General features: G+C 76.1%; 15 protein-coding genes. 6 read left to right on the top strand and 9 right to left on the bottom strand.

Annotated features, from left to right (window positions below):
- Positions 1-82 precede the first annotated feature (82 nt).
- The 6 genes from IE170_RS20290 to IE170_RS20265 form a co-directional block, all read right to left on the bottom strand.
- On the bottom strand, positions 83-919 hold the full coding sequence (locus IE170_RS20290) for an ECF transporter S component (protein ID WP_189810829.1): 837 nt from the start codon (positions 917-919) through the stop codon (positions 83-85).
- Entirely contained in the window at positions 916-2,730 is a 1,815-nt protein-coding gene (locus IE170_RS20285; protein WP_189810828.1) for an ABC transporter ATP-binding protein, read from the bottom strand. The genes IE170_RS20290 and IE170_RS20285 overlap by 4 nt, the downstream gene beginning before the upstream one ends.
- On the bottom strand, positions 2,727-3,830 hold the full coding sequence (locus IE170_RS20280) for an energy-coupling factor transporter transmembrane protein EcfT (protein WP_189810912.1): 1,104 nt from the start codon (positions 3,828-3,830) through the stop codon (positions 2,727-2,729). Before IE170_RS20280 ends, IE170_RS20285 begins: the two co-directional genes overlap by 4 nt.
- A 434-nt stretch (positions 3,831-4,264) precedes the next feature.
- Positions 4,265-4,969, bottom strand: a complete 705-nt coding sequence (locus IE170_RS20275) for an SCO2322 family protein (RefSeq protein ID WP_189810827.1) — start codon at positions 4,967-4,969, stop codon at positions 4,265-4,267.
- Positions 4,969-6,222, bottom strand: coding sequence for an SCO2321 family membrane protein (locus tag IE170_RS20270; RefSeq protein WP_189810826.1), 1,254 nt, complete (start codon positions 6,220-6,222; stop codon positions 4,969-4,971). Before IE170_RS20270 ends, IE170_RS20275 begins: the two co-directional genes overlap by 1 nt.
- A 363-nt stretch (positions 6,223-6,585) precedes the next feature.
- Positions 6,586-7,659: a Strvi_7410 family MBL fold metallo-hydrolase gene (locus tag IE170_RS20265; RefSeq protein ID WP_189810825.1), complete on the bottom strand. Its 1,074-nt coding sequence runs from the start codon at positions 7,657-7,659 to the stop codon at positions 6,586-6,588.
- Between the two features lie 183 nt (positions 7,660-7,842).
- On the opposite strand from IE170_RS20265, the gene IE170_RS20260 reads away from it, so the two are divergent.
- Positions 7,843-9,306 (top strand): aldehyde dehydrogenase, encoded by a 1,464-nt coding sequence (locus tag IE170_RS20260; RefSeq protein WP_189810824.1) that lies wholly within the window; start codon positions 7,843-7,845, stop codon positions 9,304-9,306.
- A gap of 3 nt (positions 9,307-9,309) precedes the next feature.
- Positions 9,310-9,543, top strand: coding sequence for a ferredoxin (locus tag IE170_RS20255; protein WP_189810823.1), 234 nt, complete (start codon positions 9,310-9,312; stop codon positions 9,541-9,543).
- Between the two features lie 101 nt (positions 9,544-9,644).
- Here IE170_RS20255 and IE170_RS20250 read toward each other — a convergent pair whose 3' ends face one another.
- Entirely contained in the window at positions 9,645-10,271 is a 627-nt protein-coding gene (locus tag IE170_RS20250) for a TetR family transcriptional regulator (protein WP_189810822.1), read from the bottom strand.
- A 243-nt stretch (positions 10,272-10,514) separates the two neighbouring features.
- Here IE170_RS20250 and IE170_RS20245 point away from each other — a divergent pair, with 243 nt between their 5' ends.
- From IE170_RS20245 to IE170_RS20230, 4 genes are all read left to right on the top strand, one after another.
- On the top strand, positions 10,515-11,819 hold the full coding sequence (locus IE170_RS20245) for a glycosyltransferase family 4 protein (protein ID WP_189810821.1): 1,305 nt from the start codon (positions 10,515-10,517) through the stop codon (positions 11,817-11,819).
- A 38-nt stretch (positions 11,820-11,857) separates the two neighbouring features.
- Entirely contained in the window at positions 11,858-12,592 is a 735-nt protein-coding gene (locus IE170_RS20240) for a class I SAM-dependent methyltransferase (protein WP_125545201.1), read from the top strand.
- Positions 12,589-13,677, top strand: coding sequence for a prenyltransferase/squalene oxidase repeat-containing protein (locus IE170_RS20235; RefSeq protein ID WP_189810820.1), 1,089 nt, complete (start codon positions 12,589-12,591; stop codon positions 13,675-13,677). The genes IE170_RS20240 and IE170_RS20235 overlap by 4 nt, the downstream gene beginning before the upstream one ends.
- 170 nt (positions 13,678-13,847) lie before the next feature.
- Positions 13,848-14,516, top strand: a complete 669-nt coding sequence (locus tag IE170_RS20230; RefSeq protein WP_189810911.1) for a hypothetical protein — start codon at positions 13,848-13,850, stop codon at positions 14,514-14,516.
- A 48-nt stretch (positions 14,517-14,564) separates the two neighbouring features.
- On the opposite strand, the gene IE170_RS20225 is transcribed toward IE170_RS20230, so the two are convergent.
- Positions 14,565-15,575: an LLM class F420-dependent oxidoreductase gene (locus IE170_RS20225; protein WP_189810819.1), complete on the bottom strand. Its 1,011-nt coding sequence runs from the start codon at positions 15,573-15,575 to the stop codon at positions 14,565-14,567.
- Between the two features lie 113 nt (positions 15,576-15,688).
- Positions 15,689-16,480 (bottom strand): DUF5336 domain-containing protein, encoded by a 792-nt coding sequence (locus IE170_RS20220; protein ID WP_189810818.1) that lies wholly within the window; start codon positions 16,478-16,480, stop codon positions 15,689-15,691.
- Between the last annotated feature and the right edge of the window lie 53 nt (positions 16,481-16,533).

Below are 16,533 nucleotides of genomic sequence, written 5' to 3'. Positions count from 1 at the left end.
CCACTAGGCGGGGTCGTATGTGACTTGGGTCCTATGGGGCGCCTCACCCTCCAAGAGGTCCGATCTCACCCCGTGTAGCGGCCTATGTCCCTTTTGTTGTGTGGCCGGGGCCACTTCCAGCCCCCGGATCGAAGGAAACGGGCGCTTCGAACGCCGCTTTGCGAGTCGCCCGGCGCAGCGCCTTCAGCAGCGTCCCGCCCAGCAGCAGCGTCAGCACCACCGTCAGGACGGCCCGCCCCAGGTCCCAGCCCAGGGACGTCGCCGCGCAGTACGCGAGGAACCGCGCGAGGTTCGCCCCGACCGGGTCCCCCGGATGGAAGGAGACGCCCTGCCCCATGCCCTGGAGCAGCACCCAGCCCTGCAGGTTCATGACCGTCCCGTACGCGAACGACCCCGCGAACCCGTACGCCGCCAGCATCGCCGACTCCGCCCGGCCCCGGATCCGCCGCGCCCCCGGCAGCAGCCCCGCGCCCAGCGCGAACCAGCCCATCGCCAGCATCTGGAACGGCATCCACGGCCCCACCCCGCCCGTCAGCAGGGCGGACGCGAACATCGTCACCGCGCCCAGCACGAAGCCGAAGCCGGGCCCGAGGACGCGCCCGCTCAGCGCCATCAGGAAGAACATCGGCTCCAGGCCGGCCGTCCCCGCGCCCAGCGGCCGCAGCGCGGCCCCCACCGCGGCCAGCACCCCCAGCATCGCGACCGCCTTGGCGTCGAGGCCCTGGTCGGCGATGGTCGCGACGACCACGGCGACGAGCAGCGGCAGCAGCGCGGCGAACAGCCACGGCGCGTCCTGCGCGTGCGCGAGCCCCGAACCGGCGTCCGCGAGCAGCGGCCAGCCGAACGCGGCCACGCCGATCAGCGAGACCAGGACCAGGGCGGCCGCGGCGCGCGGCCCGATACGGACGGGCCGGTTCACCGCGCCACCTCCGCGGCCGCGGCACCGTCCGGCCCCCGAGCGGCATCCGCCGCGGACGCCGGGGACCCCTCCAGGGCGCGCGCCACCTCGGCGACCGTCAGCCAGCGGCCCGGCGCCAGCACCTTCGCGACCTGCGGGGCGAAAGCCGGCGACGACACCACCACTTCGGCGGTCGGGCCGTCCGCGACGACCTCCCCGCCCGCGAGGACCACCACCCGGTCGGCGAGCTCCGCCGCCAGCTCCACGTCGTGCGTCGCGAGGACGATGCCGTGCCCGTCCGCGACCAGCGCGCGCAGGATCCCCACCAGGCGGGCCTTCGCCGCGTAGTCCAGGCCGCGCGTCGGCTCGTCCAGTAGCAGGAGCCGCGGCCGGCCCGTCAGGACCAGCGCCAGGGCGAGCGCCAGGCGCTGCCCCTCGGACAGGTCCCGCGGGTGCGTGCCGTCGGCCACCTCGGGCAGCAGCGCCGACACCAGGGCCCGGCAGGACCCGGGGGCCGCGCCGGCGTCCGCGTCCGCGGCGGCGCACTCCCCGGCCACCGTGTCCGCGTACAGCAGGTCCCGCGGATCCTGCGGGACGAGGCCGACGCGGCGCACCATCTCGGCCGGGGCCGTGCGGTGCGGGGCCAGGCCGCCGACCGACACCTCGCCCGAGGCGGGGGCGAGGGTGCCGACGAGGGTGGAGAGCAGCGTCGACTTGCCGGCGCCGTTGCGGCCCATCAGCGCCACCGTCTCGCCGCCCGCGACCTCCAGGTCCACGCCGTGCAGCACCTCGGCACGGCCCCGCCGCACGGACAGGCCGCGCACCCGCGCCACCGCGGCGTCCGGGACGCCGGGGGCGGCGGCGGGGGCGGTCGTACCGCCGCGGCGGAGCAGCCGCGCCACCAGCCCGCCCCGCCGGGACGCGGCCGCAGGCGCGGGAGCCGCCGGGGGCAGGGATACCGGAACAAGGCCGTCCGCGGGTGCCTGCGGCGCCCCCGCCCCGGCCCCCGCTCCGACCCCGGCCAGCCGGGCCCGTAGAGGCTCCGCGCGGCGGCGGGCGTCGCGCACCGACAGCGGCAGCGGCGACCAGCCCGCCAGCCGGCCCAGAGAGACCACCGGCGGGTGGACGGGCGAGACGGCCATCACCTCCTGCGGCGCCCCCAGCACCGGGGCCGCACCCGGACCGGGCAGGAGCAGCACGCGGTCGGCGTACTGGACGACCCGCTCCAGCCGGTGCTCCGCCATCAGCACCGTCGTTCCCAGGTCGTGCACCAGGCGCTGGAGCACCGCGAGGACCTCCTCGGCCGCGGCCGGGTCCAGTGCGGAGGTCGGCTCGTCCAGCACCAGCACCCGCGGGTGCGCGGTCAGGACGGAGCCGATCGCGACCCGCTGCTGCTGTCCCCCGGACAGGGCGGACAGGGGGCGGTCGCGCAGCTCGTTCAGGCCCAGCAGGTCGAGGGTCTCCTCGACGCGGCGGCGCATCACGGCCGGCGGCAGGCCCAGCGACTCCATCCCGTACGCCAGCTCGTCCTCCACCGCGTCCGTCACGAAGTGGGCCCGAGGGTCCTGCCCGACCGTGCCGACGACGTCGGCGAGCTCCCGCGGCCGGTGCGTGCGCGTGTCACGGCCGGCGACCGTGACCCGGCCGTGCAGGGTGCCGCCCGTGAAGTGCGGCACCAGCCCGGAGACGGTCCCGAGGAGGGTGGACTTGCCGACGCCCGACGGGCCGACCAGCAGCGTCAGCTCCCCCTCGGGGACGGTGAGGTCGACGCCGCCCAGCGCCGGCCGGGAGGCGCCGTCGTACGTGACCGACACCTGCTCGAAACGGATCACGGGGACGACTCCTCGGGAGGTACGGGTGCCACGAAGGCGGGAAGCAGACCGATCAGGACGGCGGCCGCAGGCCACAGCGGGAACTCCGGCGCGACCAGCGGGACGACGCCCGGCCGCAGCGCCTGCGGGTCGGCGCCCGCGGCGTACGCGAGCAGCACGGCGACCGCCGCGCCGGAGCCCGCGACCAGCCACGCCCGCGCCCCCCACCGGTCGGGCCGGTAGCGGGTCCGCACGCTGCGCCGGCCGCCGAGGCGCAGCCCCGCCACGGCCAGGGCCAGGCCGGCGAGCAGCGCCGGCACCCCGTACGCGGCGCCTTCCGCGGCCAGCAGCCCGTACGTGCCCGCGCACATCCCGAGCAGGCCGCCGAGGGTGAGGCAGGCGGTCGTACGGCGGACGGCGGCCGGGACGCCGGCGGTACGGCCGTAGCCGCGGGCGTCCATCGACGCGGCGACGGCAATGGAGCGCTCCAGGGCGCCCTCCAGCACCGGCAGGCCGATCTGGAGGACGGCCCGGACCCCGCCGGTCGGGCGGCCGCGCAGGCGGCGGGCCGTCCGCAGCCGGGCCACGTCCGCGACCATGTTCGGCGCGAACGTCATGGCGACGACGACCGCCACCCCCGCCTCGTACAGGGCGGCGGGGAGGGACTTCAGCAGCCGCGCCGGGCTGGCGAGCGCGTTCGCCGCGCCCACGCACACCAGCAGCACGGCCAGCTTCGCGCCGTCGTAGAACGCGAACACGAGCTGCTCGGCGGTGACCCGCCCGCCCAGCCGGATGCCCTGCGCCCAGTCGGGCAGCGGCACCTCGGGCAGGGTGAACAGCACGTGCGTGCCCGGCAGCGGCGAGCCGAGCAGGGCGGAGAACAGCACGCGCAGCCCGATGACGAACAGCCCCAGCTTGAGGAACGCCCCGTACGAGCGGGCCCACGGCGCGGAGGTGCGCCGCGCGGCCACCACGTAGCCGGCAACAGCCGCGACCAGCGCGAGGAGGAGCGGGTTGGTGGTCCGGGAGGCCGCCGCGGCCAGGCCGAGCGCCCACAGCCACCACGCCCCCGCGTGCAGCGCGTTGCCCCGGCGGGCCAGCGGCGCCCGCAGCCGCCGCAGCGGCCCGGGGCGGGCGGGGCGCCGCGGGCCGGGCCCGTCAGCGGCCGCCCCGCCGGGCCCGCCTGCGGCCGCAGCCGACGGGGCGGCGCCGCGGCCGGCGGGCCGCGGCCGGGGTACCGGCCCGCCCGCGGCGAAGTGTGCACGGCCCGGTCCCTCGACGCCCGACCTCCCGGCGCCCGGGCCTCGGCTGTCCGGGTCTTGGGCGCCCGGCCCTTGGGCGTCCGGCCCCTGGGCGTCCGGGGCCTGAGTGCCCGGGCTTCGGGTGCCGGGGCCTTGGGCGTCCGGCCCTTGGGCGTCCGGCCCTTGGGGGCCGGGGCCCTGGGCGTCGGAACCTCGGGTATCCGGGCTCAGGGTGTTACGGCCCGGGGTGTCCGCGCCTCGGGCGCCCGGCCCGTGCGCGCCCGGGTCGTCGGCGGCCGGCTTCGGGTGGGGGGTCATCGGGAGCGGCGGCGGGACTGCCAGAGGGCCGCGCCGGCGACCGCGGCCAGGGCCGCGGCGCCCGCCAGCGGGCCTGACCAGCCGCCGCCGTCCGAGCCGGACGCCGGTTCCGCGGCGGCCGTGTCCGGTGTCCCGGTCGGTGCGGCCGCCGGGCCGGGCTCCTCGGCGACCTGCTCGCCGCAGCCCTGCCGCGGGTAGCCGGAGATCCCGCACAGCATCGCCGACCCGTTGTAGCGCAGTGGCTTCGCGACCGCGGCCAGCGCCTCCGCGGCGCCGGCGTCCGGGGCGACCTGGGCGCAGGCGGTGCGCGGGGCGTCCTGCGGCGGTGCCTCGCCGGCCGGTGCGTCGGCGGGGACGCCGAAGTCGACGACGACGGCTATGCGCTTGCGGCCCTCCGCGGCCGGCGTGGCCGCACAGACGGCCGCGAAGTCGGCCGGTGTGCGGGGCTGGGCGGCCTGCGCCGCCGCGTCCGCGCTGACCGCGAAGCGGAAGCCCTGCACGGAGCCGTCCGCGGGGCGGGCCATCGAGGGCCCGACCTGGGCGTACGTCCACCCGCCGGCGGCTGCGCCCTCCCAGTACGACCAGTAGCGGTAGCCCGCCGCATGCGCGGGGGCGGACGCCAGGAGCAGTGCCGGCACGGACAGCAGGGCGGCGGCCGCCGCCGCGGCGGTGCGGCGGAGTGGGGTCAGGCCGCGGCGCATCAGAGCTGGTTCTTCTTCCGGCGGCCGCTCAGCAGGATGCCGATGCCCATGCCGGCGGCCGCTCCGGCGCCGATCATCCACCAGAGGTTCTGGTCGCCGCCGGAGCCCTCGCCGTCGTCGTCCTTCTTCGCGGGCTCGTCCGTCGCGGAGCCGGTGGCGGCCTGCGGGGCGGGGCCCATCGCGTTCAGGGCGGTGACCAGGTCCGTTCCGCCGAACGCCTTCGGGTCGGTGCCGGTGGCGTGCGCGACCAGGACGAGGGTGCCGAGGGCGGCCGGGCTGCCCTTCGCCCAGTCGGCCGAGTTGCCCTTCAGCCACTCCACCGCGCCGGCCGCGGACTGCTTGTGCCCGGCCGCGACCAGGGCGAGGACGGCGTCGGCGGTGTTGCCGGTGTCGGGGGCGGGCTGGTCGGCGCCGGGGGCGACGGCGGTGAGGTGGCCGTCCTTCTTCAGCGCGGCGGCCAGGTGCCCGGCGGCGGCCTCGGCGGCGGCCTCCGGGGCGGCGCCGTCCGTGCACTCGGCGCCCGCCGGGGTGTCCTTCGTGGCGGGGGCGACCACGATGCCCTTGCCGAGGGCGGCCAGCGTGGCGGCGGCCGTCGCGTCGGCGTTCGCGAGGAGCTTGCCGTCGACCGGCTGGTACGCGAACGCGCCTCGGTCCGCGGCCGGCTCGGCGGAACAGGGCAGGCGGAAGGCGAGCAGGCCGTCGTACGCGGACTTGCCGGCCTTCGACTTCACCTCGGCCGGCTTGTCGCCGGCGGCGGCGAGGGCGCTGATGACGACGGCGGTGGAGCTGGCCTCGCTCGGCGAGCCGGGGACGTACGCCCAGCCGCCGTCCTCGTTCTGCACGGACTTCAGCCAGTCGGTGCCCTTCTTCACCGCGGCGTCCTGCCCGCCGAGGGCCTTCAGCGCCTGCACGGCCACCGCGGTGGCGTTCGTGTCGTACGCCGTCCCGTCGCCGCAGGCCGCGGTGGCGTCGGCGCGGAAGGAGGCGAAGCCGCCGTTCGCGCACTGCTGGCCGGCCAGCCAGGCCACCGCCTCCTTGGCGGGCTTCACGCCGACGGTGTGCTGGGCGAGCAGGGCGATGGACTGCCGCCACACGCCGTCGTAGGTGGGGTCGTTCTTGCCGTACAGCCCCGACGGGACGACCGGCGGGGCCGACGGCGACGGCGTGGCCGGCGCGGCGAGGGCTGCGGGGGCGGCGCCGGCGCACAGCACGGCGGAGGCGGCGAGCGCGGCTGCGCTGCGGCGGACGTTCATGGGGGCGGTGCCTCTCCTGCAGGGGGGCCGGAGGCAGGGTGCGGGGGCACCGGCTCCGGCTCCGTATTCCTCGACGGTGCCGGCCGCCGGGGGATCCGGCGGCACGAGCCGCGCACCTCGGTACGGGGCGTTCCGGCTGCCGCCCGGCAGGGTTGCCCGGGCGGGTCACGGTTGCGGGTCAGCGCCGGAATCGCACCGGCTTTCCCCCGTACGGAGGGTGGACGACGGCCCTCACTGTACCGGCCGGTACTGCGGGGGGACGGAGCCGGCGGCCGCCCGCACACCCCGGCTCGGGCCGCGGCGGAGCCCGGTCCGGCGCCGCCGCGGCGGGTGTCCGGGGGCCGTCCGCAGCCTGCCGGTCCGTCAGGCGGCTCGGTACTCCACGGGGTCGCTGCCGGGGACGGGTTCCGCGCGGCCCTGCTTGACGAGGTGCCGCAGGTGCGCCTCGGCCTCGGAGACGGCGATGGTGCGGGAGGCGTACGGGATGTCCTCCCAGGGCCGGTTCCACTCCATGCGCTCGGCGAGCCCCCAGGGGGTCAGCGGCCGTGCCGCCAGCAGCAGCCGCAGCCCCGCCAGCCGCTCCCGGTGGTGGGACAGCAGTTCCCGGACGCGGCCGGGGGCGCCGGTGAAGGCGTGCTGGTGGGCGGGGAGGACCTCGGCGGGGTCGAGGCGGGCGACGCGTTCGAGGGAGTCGAGGTAGTCGCCCAGCGGGTCGAGGGCGCCCGCCTCGCCGTCGGGGTCCTCGTAGAGGCCGATGTGGGGGGAGATGCCGGGCAGGAGGTGGTCGCCGGAGAAGAGGCGGCCGGCGCCGGGCAGGCCCGCCGGGTGGCGCTCCTCCAGGTGCAGGCAGACGTGCCCGGGGGTGTGGCCCGGGGTCCAGACGGCGCGCAGGCGGCGTCCGGCCAGGGGCAGCAGCTCGCCGGGGACGATGTCCCGGTCGGGGACGGCGGCCCGCAGGCCGGGGATGCCGCGGGGGTCGCGGCGGGCGGCGCGCAGCGGGGCGAGGTGCTCCTCGGGGGCGCCGGCGGCGGCGAGCTTGTCGTGGACGTACGCGTACCAGGTGCCGGGCGGGGCGGAGCGGGTGCGGACGACGACCTCGGTGTCGGCGGGGTGCATGGCGATCCAGGCGCCCGAGGCCTCGCGGACCCGGCCGGACAGGCCGTGGTGGTCGGGGTGGTGGTGGGTGGCGACGACGCCGTGGACGTCGGCGACGGCGGTGCCGAGGGCGGCGAGCCCGGCGGTGAGGGCGTCCCAGGAGGCGGGGTCGTCCCAGCCGGTGTCGACGAGGACGGGGCCCCGGCCGGTGTCGAGGACGTGGACGAGGGTGTGGCCGAGCGGGTTGTCCGGGATGGGCACCGCGATGGAGTGGACGCCGCCGCCGTGGTCGGCGGTCCGCGGCGGGGTGCGGGGTGGCTGCTGGGGTGCGTTCCGTGGCATGAGGGGTCCTGTCTGCGTCCGGCGGAGCCGCATGGCGAGAACGTGTTGCAGTGGTAGCCCCAGTCGACCATGCGCCGGACCGGATGGCCAGTACGGGATCTCCGCAGGCCGTGCGGAGCCGTGGACTCCTCGAACTGGAACTGGTATCAGTTCCGGAACGCCAAGCCGCAGGAGGCATCAGCCATGACCGAGCGCGTGGACCACGGACAGCTGTTCATCGGCGGGGAATGGGCGGATCCGCTGGGCGCCGGGACGATCGAGGTCGTCTCCCCCCACACCGAGCAGGTCATCGGCAGCGTCCCGCACGCCTCCCGGGGCGACGTGGACCGCGCCGTGGCCGCCGCCCGCCGGGCCTTCGACGAGGGCCCCTGGCCGCGGATGCCGCTGGAGGAGCGGATCGCGGTCGTGGCGCGGATCAAGGACGCCTTCGCCGTCCGCCACGAGGAGATCGCCCGCTCGATCAGCTCCCAGAACGGCTCCCCGTACTCCTGGAGCATCCTCGCCCAGGCGCTCGGCCCGATGATGGTCTACGACGCCGCGATCCAGGTGGCGCGCGCCTTCCCGTTCGAGGAGCGCCGACAGGGGGCGCTCGGGCCGATCCTGGTGCGGCGGGAGCCGGTCGGCGTCGTCGCGGCCGTCATCCCGTGGAACGTCCCCCAGTTCGTGGCCGCGGCGAAGCTGGCGCCCGCGCTGCTGACGGGGTCGTCGGTGGTGCTGAAGCCGTCCCCCGAGTCGCCCCTGGACTCGTACCTCCTCGCCGGCATCGCGCGGGAGGCCGGGCTTCCGGAAGGGGTGCTGTCGGTGCTGCCCGCCGACCGGGAGGTGAGCGAGTACCTGGTGGGGCACCCGGGCGTGGACAAGGTGTCCTTCACCGGCTCGGCTGCCGCCGGCCGACGGGTGATGGAGGTCGCCGCGCGGAACCTGACCCGGGTCACCCTGGAGCTGGGCGGCAAGTCCGCCGCCGTGATCCTGCCCGACGCCGACCTGGACTCGGCCGTCGCCGGGATCGTGCCCGCCGCCTGGATGAACAACGGGCAGGCGTGCGTGGCCCAGACCCGCATCCTCGCGCCCCGCAGCCGCTACGGCGAGATCGCCGAGGCGCTCGCCGCGGCCGCCGGGGCCCTCGTCGTCGGCGACCCCCTCGACCCCGCGACGCAGGTCGGACCGCTCGTCGCCGAGCGGCAGCGGCGCAGGTCGCTGGAGTACATCCGGATCGGGCAGGAAGAGGGCGCGAAGGTCCTCGCCGGCGGCGGCCGGCCCGCCGGCCTGGAGCGCGGCTGGTACGTCGAGCCGACCCTCTTCGGGGAGGTGGACAACGCGATGCGGATCGCCCGCGAGGAGATCTTCGGCCCCGTGGTCTGCCTCATCCCGTACGGGGACGAGGCGGAGGCGCTGCGGATCGCGGACGACTCCGAGTTCGGGCTGAGCGGCAGCGTGTGGACGGCGGACGTCGAGCGGGGCATCGACTTCGCCCGCGGGGTGCGGACGGGCACCTTCAACGTGAACACCTTCAGCCTGGACGTGCTCGGGCCGTTCGGCGGCTACAAGAACAGCGGCCTGGGACGGGAGTTCGGGCCGGAGGGGTTCGGCGAGTACCTGGAGCACAAGATGGTCCACCTGCCGGCCGGGTACGGGGCGGGGGCCTGAGCCGTGGGCGACCGGTGGCGGGTGGAGGTCGACCGGAGGGTGTGCATCGGCTCCGGCATGTGCGCGGGCCTGGCCCCCGAGGGCTTCGCCCTGGACGCGGCGCGGCAGTCGCACCCGCGGCGGGAGGAGGCCGACGCGAGCGAGCCGGTGCTCGCGGCGGCCGAGGGCTGCCCCGTCGAAGCCATCTCGATCACGCTCGCGGGGAGCGGGGAGGCGGTGTTCCCGCCCGAGGAGTGAGGCGCCCGGGGTGCCCGGGACGGGTGGGCCGGGCGCGCCGGGCGGGGTGGGCCCCCGCCCGGCCCTGCGCCGCCCTGCGCCGCCCCGCGGCGACGGCGGGTTCAGGCCTTTTCGGGCGGGGCGGTCAGCTCGATCAGCCGGCAGACCGTCTCGATGTCGATCTTCACTTGGGCGATCGAGGCCCGCCCCGACAGCCACGTGATCAGCGCGGAGTGCCAGGTGTGCTCGATGACGCGGACCGCCGAGAGCTGCTCCGCGGTCGGCGGCGCGTCCAGGCCCATCGCGTCCAGGATGATCGCGGTCGTCAGCCGCGAGACGGTGTCCACCTCCGGGCTGACGCTGCGGTCCGCGAACGTCAGCGCGCGCACCATCGCGTCCGCGAGGTGCGGCTCGCGCTGGAGGGCACGGAAGGCGCGCATCAGCGTCTCGGCGACCCGGGCGGCCGGGTCCTCCGCGGCCGGCGGGCGCTTGCGGAGTGTCGCGTGCATGTGCTGGAGCTGGTCCTGCATCGTGGCGACGAGCAGGTGCACCTTGGAGGGGAAGTAGCGGTAGAGGGTGCCGAGGGCGACGCCCGCGGCCTCCGCGACCTCGCGCATCTGGACGGCGTCGAAGCCGCCCCGCCCCGCCAGTTGGGCGCTGGCGTGCAGGATGCGGCGGCGGCGCGCCTCCTGGCGCTCGGTCAGGGGAGGGGACGCCGGTGTGGTGACGGCCTTCGCTTCCGCTGTCATGTGCCCCGTTCCGTGGTGTGCCGCTGGCTGGAGACGCCCCGCAGGTGCGGGGCCGTTTTCCGGGCTGGTGCGGGCCCAGCATGGCAGGCGCCGCGTGGTGGCGCGAATCACCTGCTCCGCCTCTTACGGTGGGGTTTCCGGCCGGTAGATTCAATGGTCCGCGACGGATCAACTCTGAAACTTGTTCTACATTATCCGAGCGGTTACGCTCCGGCGAAAGTTGCAGCCAGAAAGGGGCCGAGAGTGACCGCTGAGGCCGTGGTGACGAGCCCTTTCGCAGGGTCTGTGACGGACGGTGACCGGCCGTTGCGCATCGCACTCCTGACGTACAAGGGGAACCCGTTCTGCGGGGGCCAGGGCGTCTACGTGCGGCACCTTTCGCGGGAACTCGTCCGGCTCGGCCACTCCGTCGAGGTGATCGGCGCACAGCCCTATCCGGTCCTCGACGAGGGCGCCTCCCTGACCGAGCTGCCCAGTCTCGACCTCTACCGCCAGCCCGACCCCTTCCGCACCCCGCGGCGCGAGGAGTTCCGCGACTGGATCGACGCGCTGGAGGTCGCCACCATGTGGACCGGCGGCTTCCCCGAGCCGCTGACCTTCTCCCTGCGCGCCCGCCGCCACCTCGCGGCCCGCGCCGGCGAGTTCGACGTCATCCACGACAACCAGACCCTCGGCTACGGCCTCCTCGGCGACCTCGGCGCCCCGCTGGTCACCACGATCCACCACCCGATCACCGTCGACCGGCAGCTGGAGCTCGACGCCGCCCCCGACCGCAAGCGGCGCCTCTCCGTCCGCCGCTGGTACGCCTTCACGCGCATGCAGGCCCGCGTCGCCCGCCGCCTGCCGTCCGTGCTGACCGTCTCCGGCTCCTCCAAGCAGGAGATCGCCGAGCACCTCGGCGTGCGCGGCGAGCGCATCCACGTCGTCCACATCGGCGCCGACACCGACCTGTGGTCGCCCGACCCCGCGGTCGCCGAGGTGCCCGGCCGGATCGTCACCACCTCCAGCGCCGACGTGCCCCTCAAGGGCCTGGTGTTCCTCGTCGAGGCCCTCGCCAAGCTGCGCACCGAGCAGCCCGCCGCGCACCTCGTCGTCGTCGGCAGGCGCGCCGAGGAGGGGCCCGTCGCCCGCGCCATCGAGACGTACGGCCTCCAGGACGCCGTCCGCTTCGTCAAGGGCGTCACGGACGCCGAGCTCGTCGACCTCGTCCGCAGCGCCCAGGCCGCCTGCGTGCCCTCCCTGTACGAGGGCTTCTCGCTGCCCGCCGCCGAGGCCATGGCCACCGGCACCCCGCTGGTCGCCACCACCGGCGGCGCGATCCCCGAGGTCGCCGGACCCGACGGCGAGACCTGCCTCGCGGTGCCGCCCGGCGACGCCGGGGCCCTGGCCGCCGCGCTCGGCCGGCTCCTCGGCGACCCGCAGCTGCGGGCCCGGCTCGGCGCCGCCGGCCGCGCGCGGGTCCTCGCCCGGTTCACGTGGGCCAAGGCCGCCGAGGGCACCGCGGCCCACTACCGGGCCGCGATCGCGCAGGCCCGCCGCACCCGCTGAATGTTTCCCCACCCCCGCGACCGCGAAGGCAGGACCCCGTGCTGACCGTCGATTTCTCCCGGTTCCCGCTCGCCGCAGGCGACCGCGTGCTCGATCTGGGCTGCGGCGCAGGCCGGCACGCCTTCGAGTGCTACCGGCGCGGCGCGCAGGTCGTCGCCGTCGACCGCAACGGCGAGGAGATCCGCGAGGTCGCCAAGTGGTTCGCCGCGATGAAGGAGGCCGGCGAGGCCCCGGCCGGCGCCACCGCCACCGCGATGGAGGGCGACGCCCTCGCGCTGCCCTTCCCCGACGACTCCTTCGACGTCGTCATCATCTCCGAGGTGATGGAGCACATCCCCGACGACAAGGGCGTCCTCGCCGAGATGGTCCGCGTCCTCAAGCCGGGCGGGCGCATCGCCGTCACCGTCCCCCGCTACGGCCCGGAGAAGGTGTGCTGGGCGCTCAGCGACGCCTACCACGAGGTCGAGGGCGGCCACATCCGCATCTACAAGGCCGACGAGCTGCTCGGCAAGATGCGGGCCGCCGGCCTCAAGCCGTACGGCACCCACCACGCGCACGGCCTGCACTCCCCGTACTGGTGGCTCAAGTGCGCCTTCGGCGTCGACAACGACAAGGCCCTGCCCGTCCGCGCGTACCACAAGCTGCTGGTCTGGGACATCATGAAGAAGCCGCTCGCGACGCGCCTCGCCGAGCAGGCCCTCAACCCCGTCATCGGCAAGAGCTTCGTCGTGTACGCGACGAAGCCGCACCTCCCCGTCGGCGCCGCCCAGTGAGCTCCACCGGGCGCACCGAACGCCTCGCCCTGGACGGGGTGCTGACGGCAGAGGAGGCCGCGGCGACCGTCGCGGGGATCCTCGCCGTGCAGCGCCCCGACGGCGCGATCCCCTGGTTCCGCGGCCACCACCTCGACCCGTGGGACCACACCGAGGCCGCCATGGCGCTCGACGCGGCCGGCGAGCACGCCGCCGCCGAGCGCGCCTACCGGTGGCTGGCCCGGCACCAGAACACCGACGGCTCCTGGTACGCGGCGTACGCCGACCGGCCGGGCGGCGTCGACACGGTGAGCCCGCAGGACGCCGGCCGGGAGACCAACTTCACCGCGTACGTGGCGGTCGGGGTGTGGCACCACTACCTGGCCACCGGCGACGACCGGTTCCTGGAGCTCATGTGGCCCGTCGTGTACGCGGCCGTCGAGTTCGTCCTGGACCTCCAGCAGCCCGGCGGCGAGATCGGCTGGAAGCGCGAGGCCGACGGCACGCCCGTCGCGGACGCGCTGCTGACCGGCTCCTCCTCGATCCACCAGGCGCTGCGGTGCGCGCTGGCGATCGCCGAGCACCGCGAGGACCCGCAGCCGGACTGGGAGCTCGCGGCCGGCGCGCTCGGGCACGCGATACGCAGCCACCCGGAGCGGTTCCTGGACAAGTCCCGCTACTCGATGGACTGGTACTACCCCGTCCTCGGCGGAGCCGTGACCGGCGCGGCGGCCAAGGAGCGCATCGAGGAGCGGTGGGAGGAGTTCGTCGTCCCCGGCCTCGGGGTGCGCTGCGTGCTGCCCAACCCGTGGGTGACCGGCGGCGAGTCCTGCGAGCTGGCGCTCGCCCTGTGGGCGGTCGGCGAGTCGGACCGGGCCCTGGAGATCCTGCGCTCCATCACGCACCTGCGCGCCGAGAACGGCATGTACTGGACCGGCTACGTCTTCGAGGACGAGGCGGTCTGGCCGGTGGAGCAGACGACGTGGACGGCGGGCTCGCTGCTGCTGGCGGCCGCCGCGCTGGGCGGGGACGAGGCCACGACGGCCGTGTTCGGGGGGCTGTCGCTGCCCGCCGGGCTGGAGCCGGACTGCTGCCGCCGCTCCTGACGGGCCCGCCGACCGGCGGACGCAGCGGCTGCGGCTGCCGCGGGGATGGTGCGGGCGGAGGACCGCCCGCGCCACCCGGGTGGGCCGATCGGGTGGCCCGAGTGGCGGGGCCCGGGCCCGGGGGTGACGCTGCCGGGGACACCCCACTCCATCGGGAGGCAACCGTGTCGATACGCAGGAGCATCCGATTCAGCCGCGGCCTGACGGCGCTGGCGCTGTCGGGCGCGCTGGTCGCCGGAGGTGCCGCGTGCGGCGGCTCGGCGGCCGCCGGGGCGAGGGGCCAGGGCGGCGGTGCCGCCTCCGACGGCGTCGCGGCCGCCCGGGTCCTCGGGCACGCGGAGCAGGCCGACGCCCTGCGGGCGCAGGCCGTGCACGCCGCGGCCCGGGCCGCGCTCCCGGAGGCCGAGCCGTCCCCCACCACCTCGGCCGAGCGCCAGAGGTTCGCCAAGACCCGCTTCGTCGCGAACGCGGGACTCGCGGCCGGCGCCACCTACCAGTGGATCATCAAGCCGTACCAGCAGGGCAAGTTCCGCAAGGGAGCGAGCGGGCGCACGTTCACGCTGATCAAGGCGGCCCTCGCGGGCGCGTTCGCGTACAACCGGCTGAAGGCGGCCGTCGGCAACGCCCAGGCCGACCCGCTGCTGTCGAAGGCGCTCGCCCCGCTGACCGCGGGCATCGAATCCCTGAAGGAGATGGGGACGAAGCTGCGCAAGGGCGAGGTCGGCGACGCCGACATCAGCTCCTTCCAGAACGTCATCAACGGCGTGAAGGACGCCGGCAAGAGCGCCGGCGCACCCGTCAAGGACCAGGTGCCCAGCGTCTCCGAGCTCGGCGGATAGCCGGGCGCGGCCGCCCGGCCGGGGCTCTTCCCGGCCGGGCGGCGCACGTCAGGCGTTGAGGTCCGCGAGGACGCGCAGGGTGTGCGGGTCCGGGGCGGTGACCAGCAGGTCGGTGACCGGGCCGCGGCGCCACAGCTCCAGCCGCTCGGCGATCCGCTCGCGCGGCCCCACCAGGCTGATCTCGTCGGCGAACGCGTCGGGCACGGCGAGCACCGCCTCCTTCCTGCGCCCGGCGAGGAACAGCTCCTGGATGCGGCGGGCCTCCTCCGCGAAGCCCATGCGGGCCATGAGGTCGGCGTGGAAGTTGCGGGCGGCGTGGCCCATCCCGCCGATGTAGAAGCCGAGCATCGCCTTGACGGGCAGCAGGCCCTCGGCGACGTCGTCGCAGACTCGGGCCCGCGCCATGGGAGCGATCAGGAAGCCCTCGGGCAGGTCGGAGAGGGCCTCCCGGAAGGTGCCGGTCCGCAGCGGGGACCAGTACAGGGGCAGCCAGCCGTCGGCGATGCGGACGGTCTGGGCGACGTTGCGCGGGCCCTCCGCACCGAGGAGCAGCGGCAGGTCGGCGCGGAGCGGGTGGGTGATCGGCCGCAGGGGCCGGCCGAGGCCGGTCGCGTCGGGGCCGAGGTAGGGGTGGCTGTGGAAGCGGCCCTCCACGGCGACGGGTGCCTCGCGGCGCAGGACCTGGCGGACGACGTCGACGTACTCGCGGGTGGCGGTCAGCGGGCTCGCCGGGAACGGGCGCCCGTACCAGCCCTCGACGACCTGCGGTCCGGACAGGCCGAGGCCCAGCATCATGCGGCCGCCGGAGAGATGGTCCAGGGTGAGGGCGTGCATGGCGGTGGCGGTCGGGCTGCGCGCGGCCATCTGCGCGACGGCGGTGCCGAGGAGGATGCGGGAGGTGTGCGCGGCGATCCACGTGAGCGGGGTGAAGGCGTCCGAGCCCCAGGCCTCGGCGGTCCACACCGAGGAGTAGCCGAGGCGTTCGGCCTCGGTGGCGAGGGCGAGGTGGGAGGGGTCGGGGCCGCGGCCCCAGTAGCCGAGTGCCAGTCCGAGGCGCATGCGCGGTCCCTTCCGCCGACCGGTTCTGACGGTGCGTCAGTGAACGGGGCGACTGTAGGACAACGGCCCCCCGCCCGGAAGGGCGGAGGGCCGTCGGAACCGTCTGCGGAGCGTCAGCCGCGCTGGATGCCGGAGGTGTCGTTCAGGACACCGCGGCGGCCGTCCTGCGTCTGGGCGATCAGCGTGGACGGGCCGCGCTGGTCCACCGCCAGGTACCAGGTGCCGGGCGCGAGTTCGGCGATCGGGGACGGCGAGCCGTCCTCCGCGTACAGCGGGCGGGCCACCGGCACGGCGAACCAGAACGGGGCGAAGTCCGCCGCCGGGGCCGGTGCCGCGTCCTGCGGGCCCGGGGTGCCGCCGTACGGCGGCGCGGGCTGCGGGGTGGCGCCGTAGCCGGGGGGCTGCTGGCCGCCCGGGTAGCCGTACCCGGTGCCCGGCTGCGGCTGGCCGCCGTACGGCGCCGGCGCGGCCGGGCGGGCCTCCGGGAGCAGCGGGCCGGCGAGCGCCGGGACCTTCTCGCCGAAGAGGGCGGTGCCGGCCAGGACGAGGGTGGCGAGGAAGGCGATGATGCAGCCCGCACCCAGGTCGGCGCCGCTCGGGCTGGTGATGAGCGACCACAGCGAGGACCAGGCGGCGGAAACCGCGAGGACCGTCCCCCACGCCGACAGCGGCAGGCCGGCGAGCTGGCGGCCCGCCGGCAGGAAGCGGCCGGCGACGAGCAGGCCGGCGGCGATGAAGCCCAGCAGGAAGACGGACGGCAGCGCCAGCCGGTAGACGTCGGTGTCCCACACGCTCGGCAGGTCCAGGCCGGTCGCGGAGTAGAAATCGAGGAACGAGGCGATGAACAGCAGCACCGCTGCTCCGATCACCACGCCGTCGCCTCGAGTGAGGGAGCGGATGTTCACGTCTTAGGTGTCCTTCTCGGTCTCGGTCGTCTCGTGGTGCGGTCGTGCAACCA

The organism is Streptomyces toxytricini, from assembly GCF_014649915.1.
In the GTDB taxonomy this organism is placed as follows: Bacteria; Actinomycetota; Actinomycetes; order Streptomycetales; family Streptomycetaceae; genus Streptomyces; species Streptomyces toxytricini.
The sequence above is the reverse complement of the archived record's forward strand: the minus strand, read 5'-3'. Positions and strand labels throughout refer to the sequence as shown.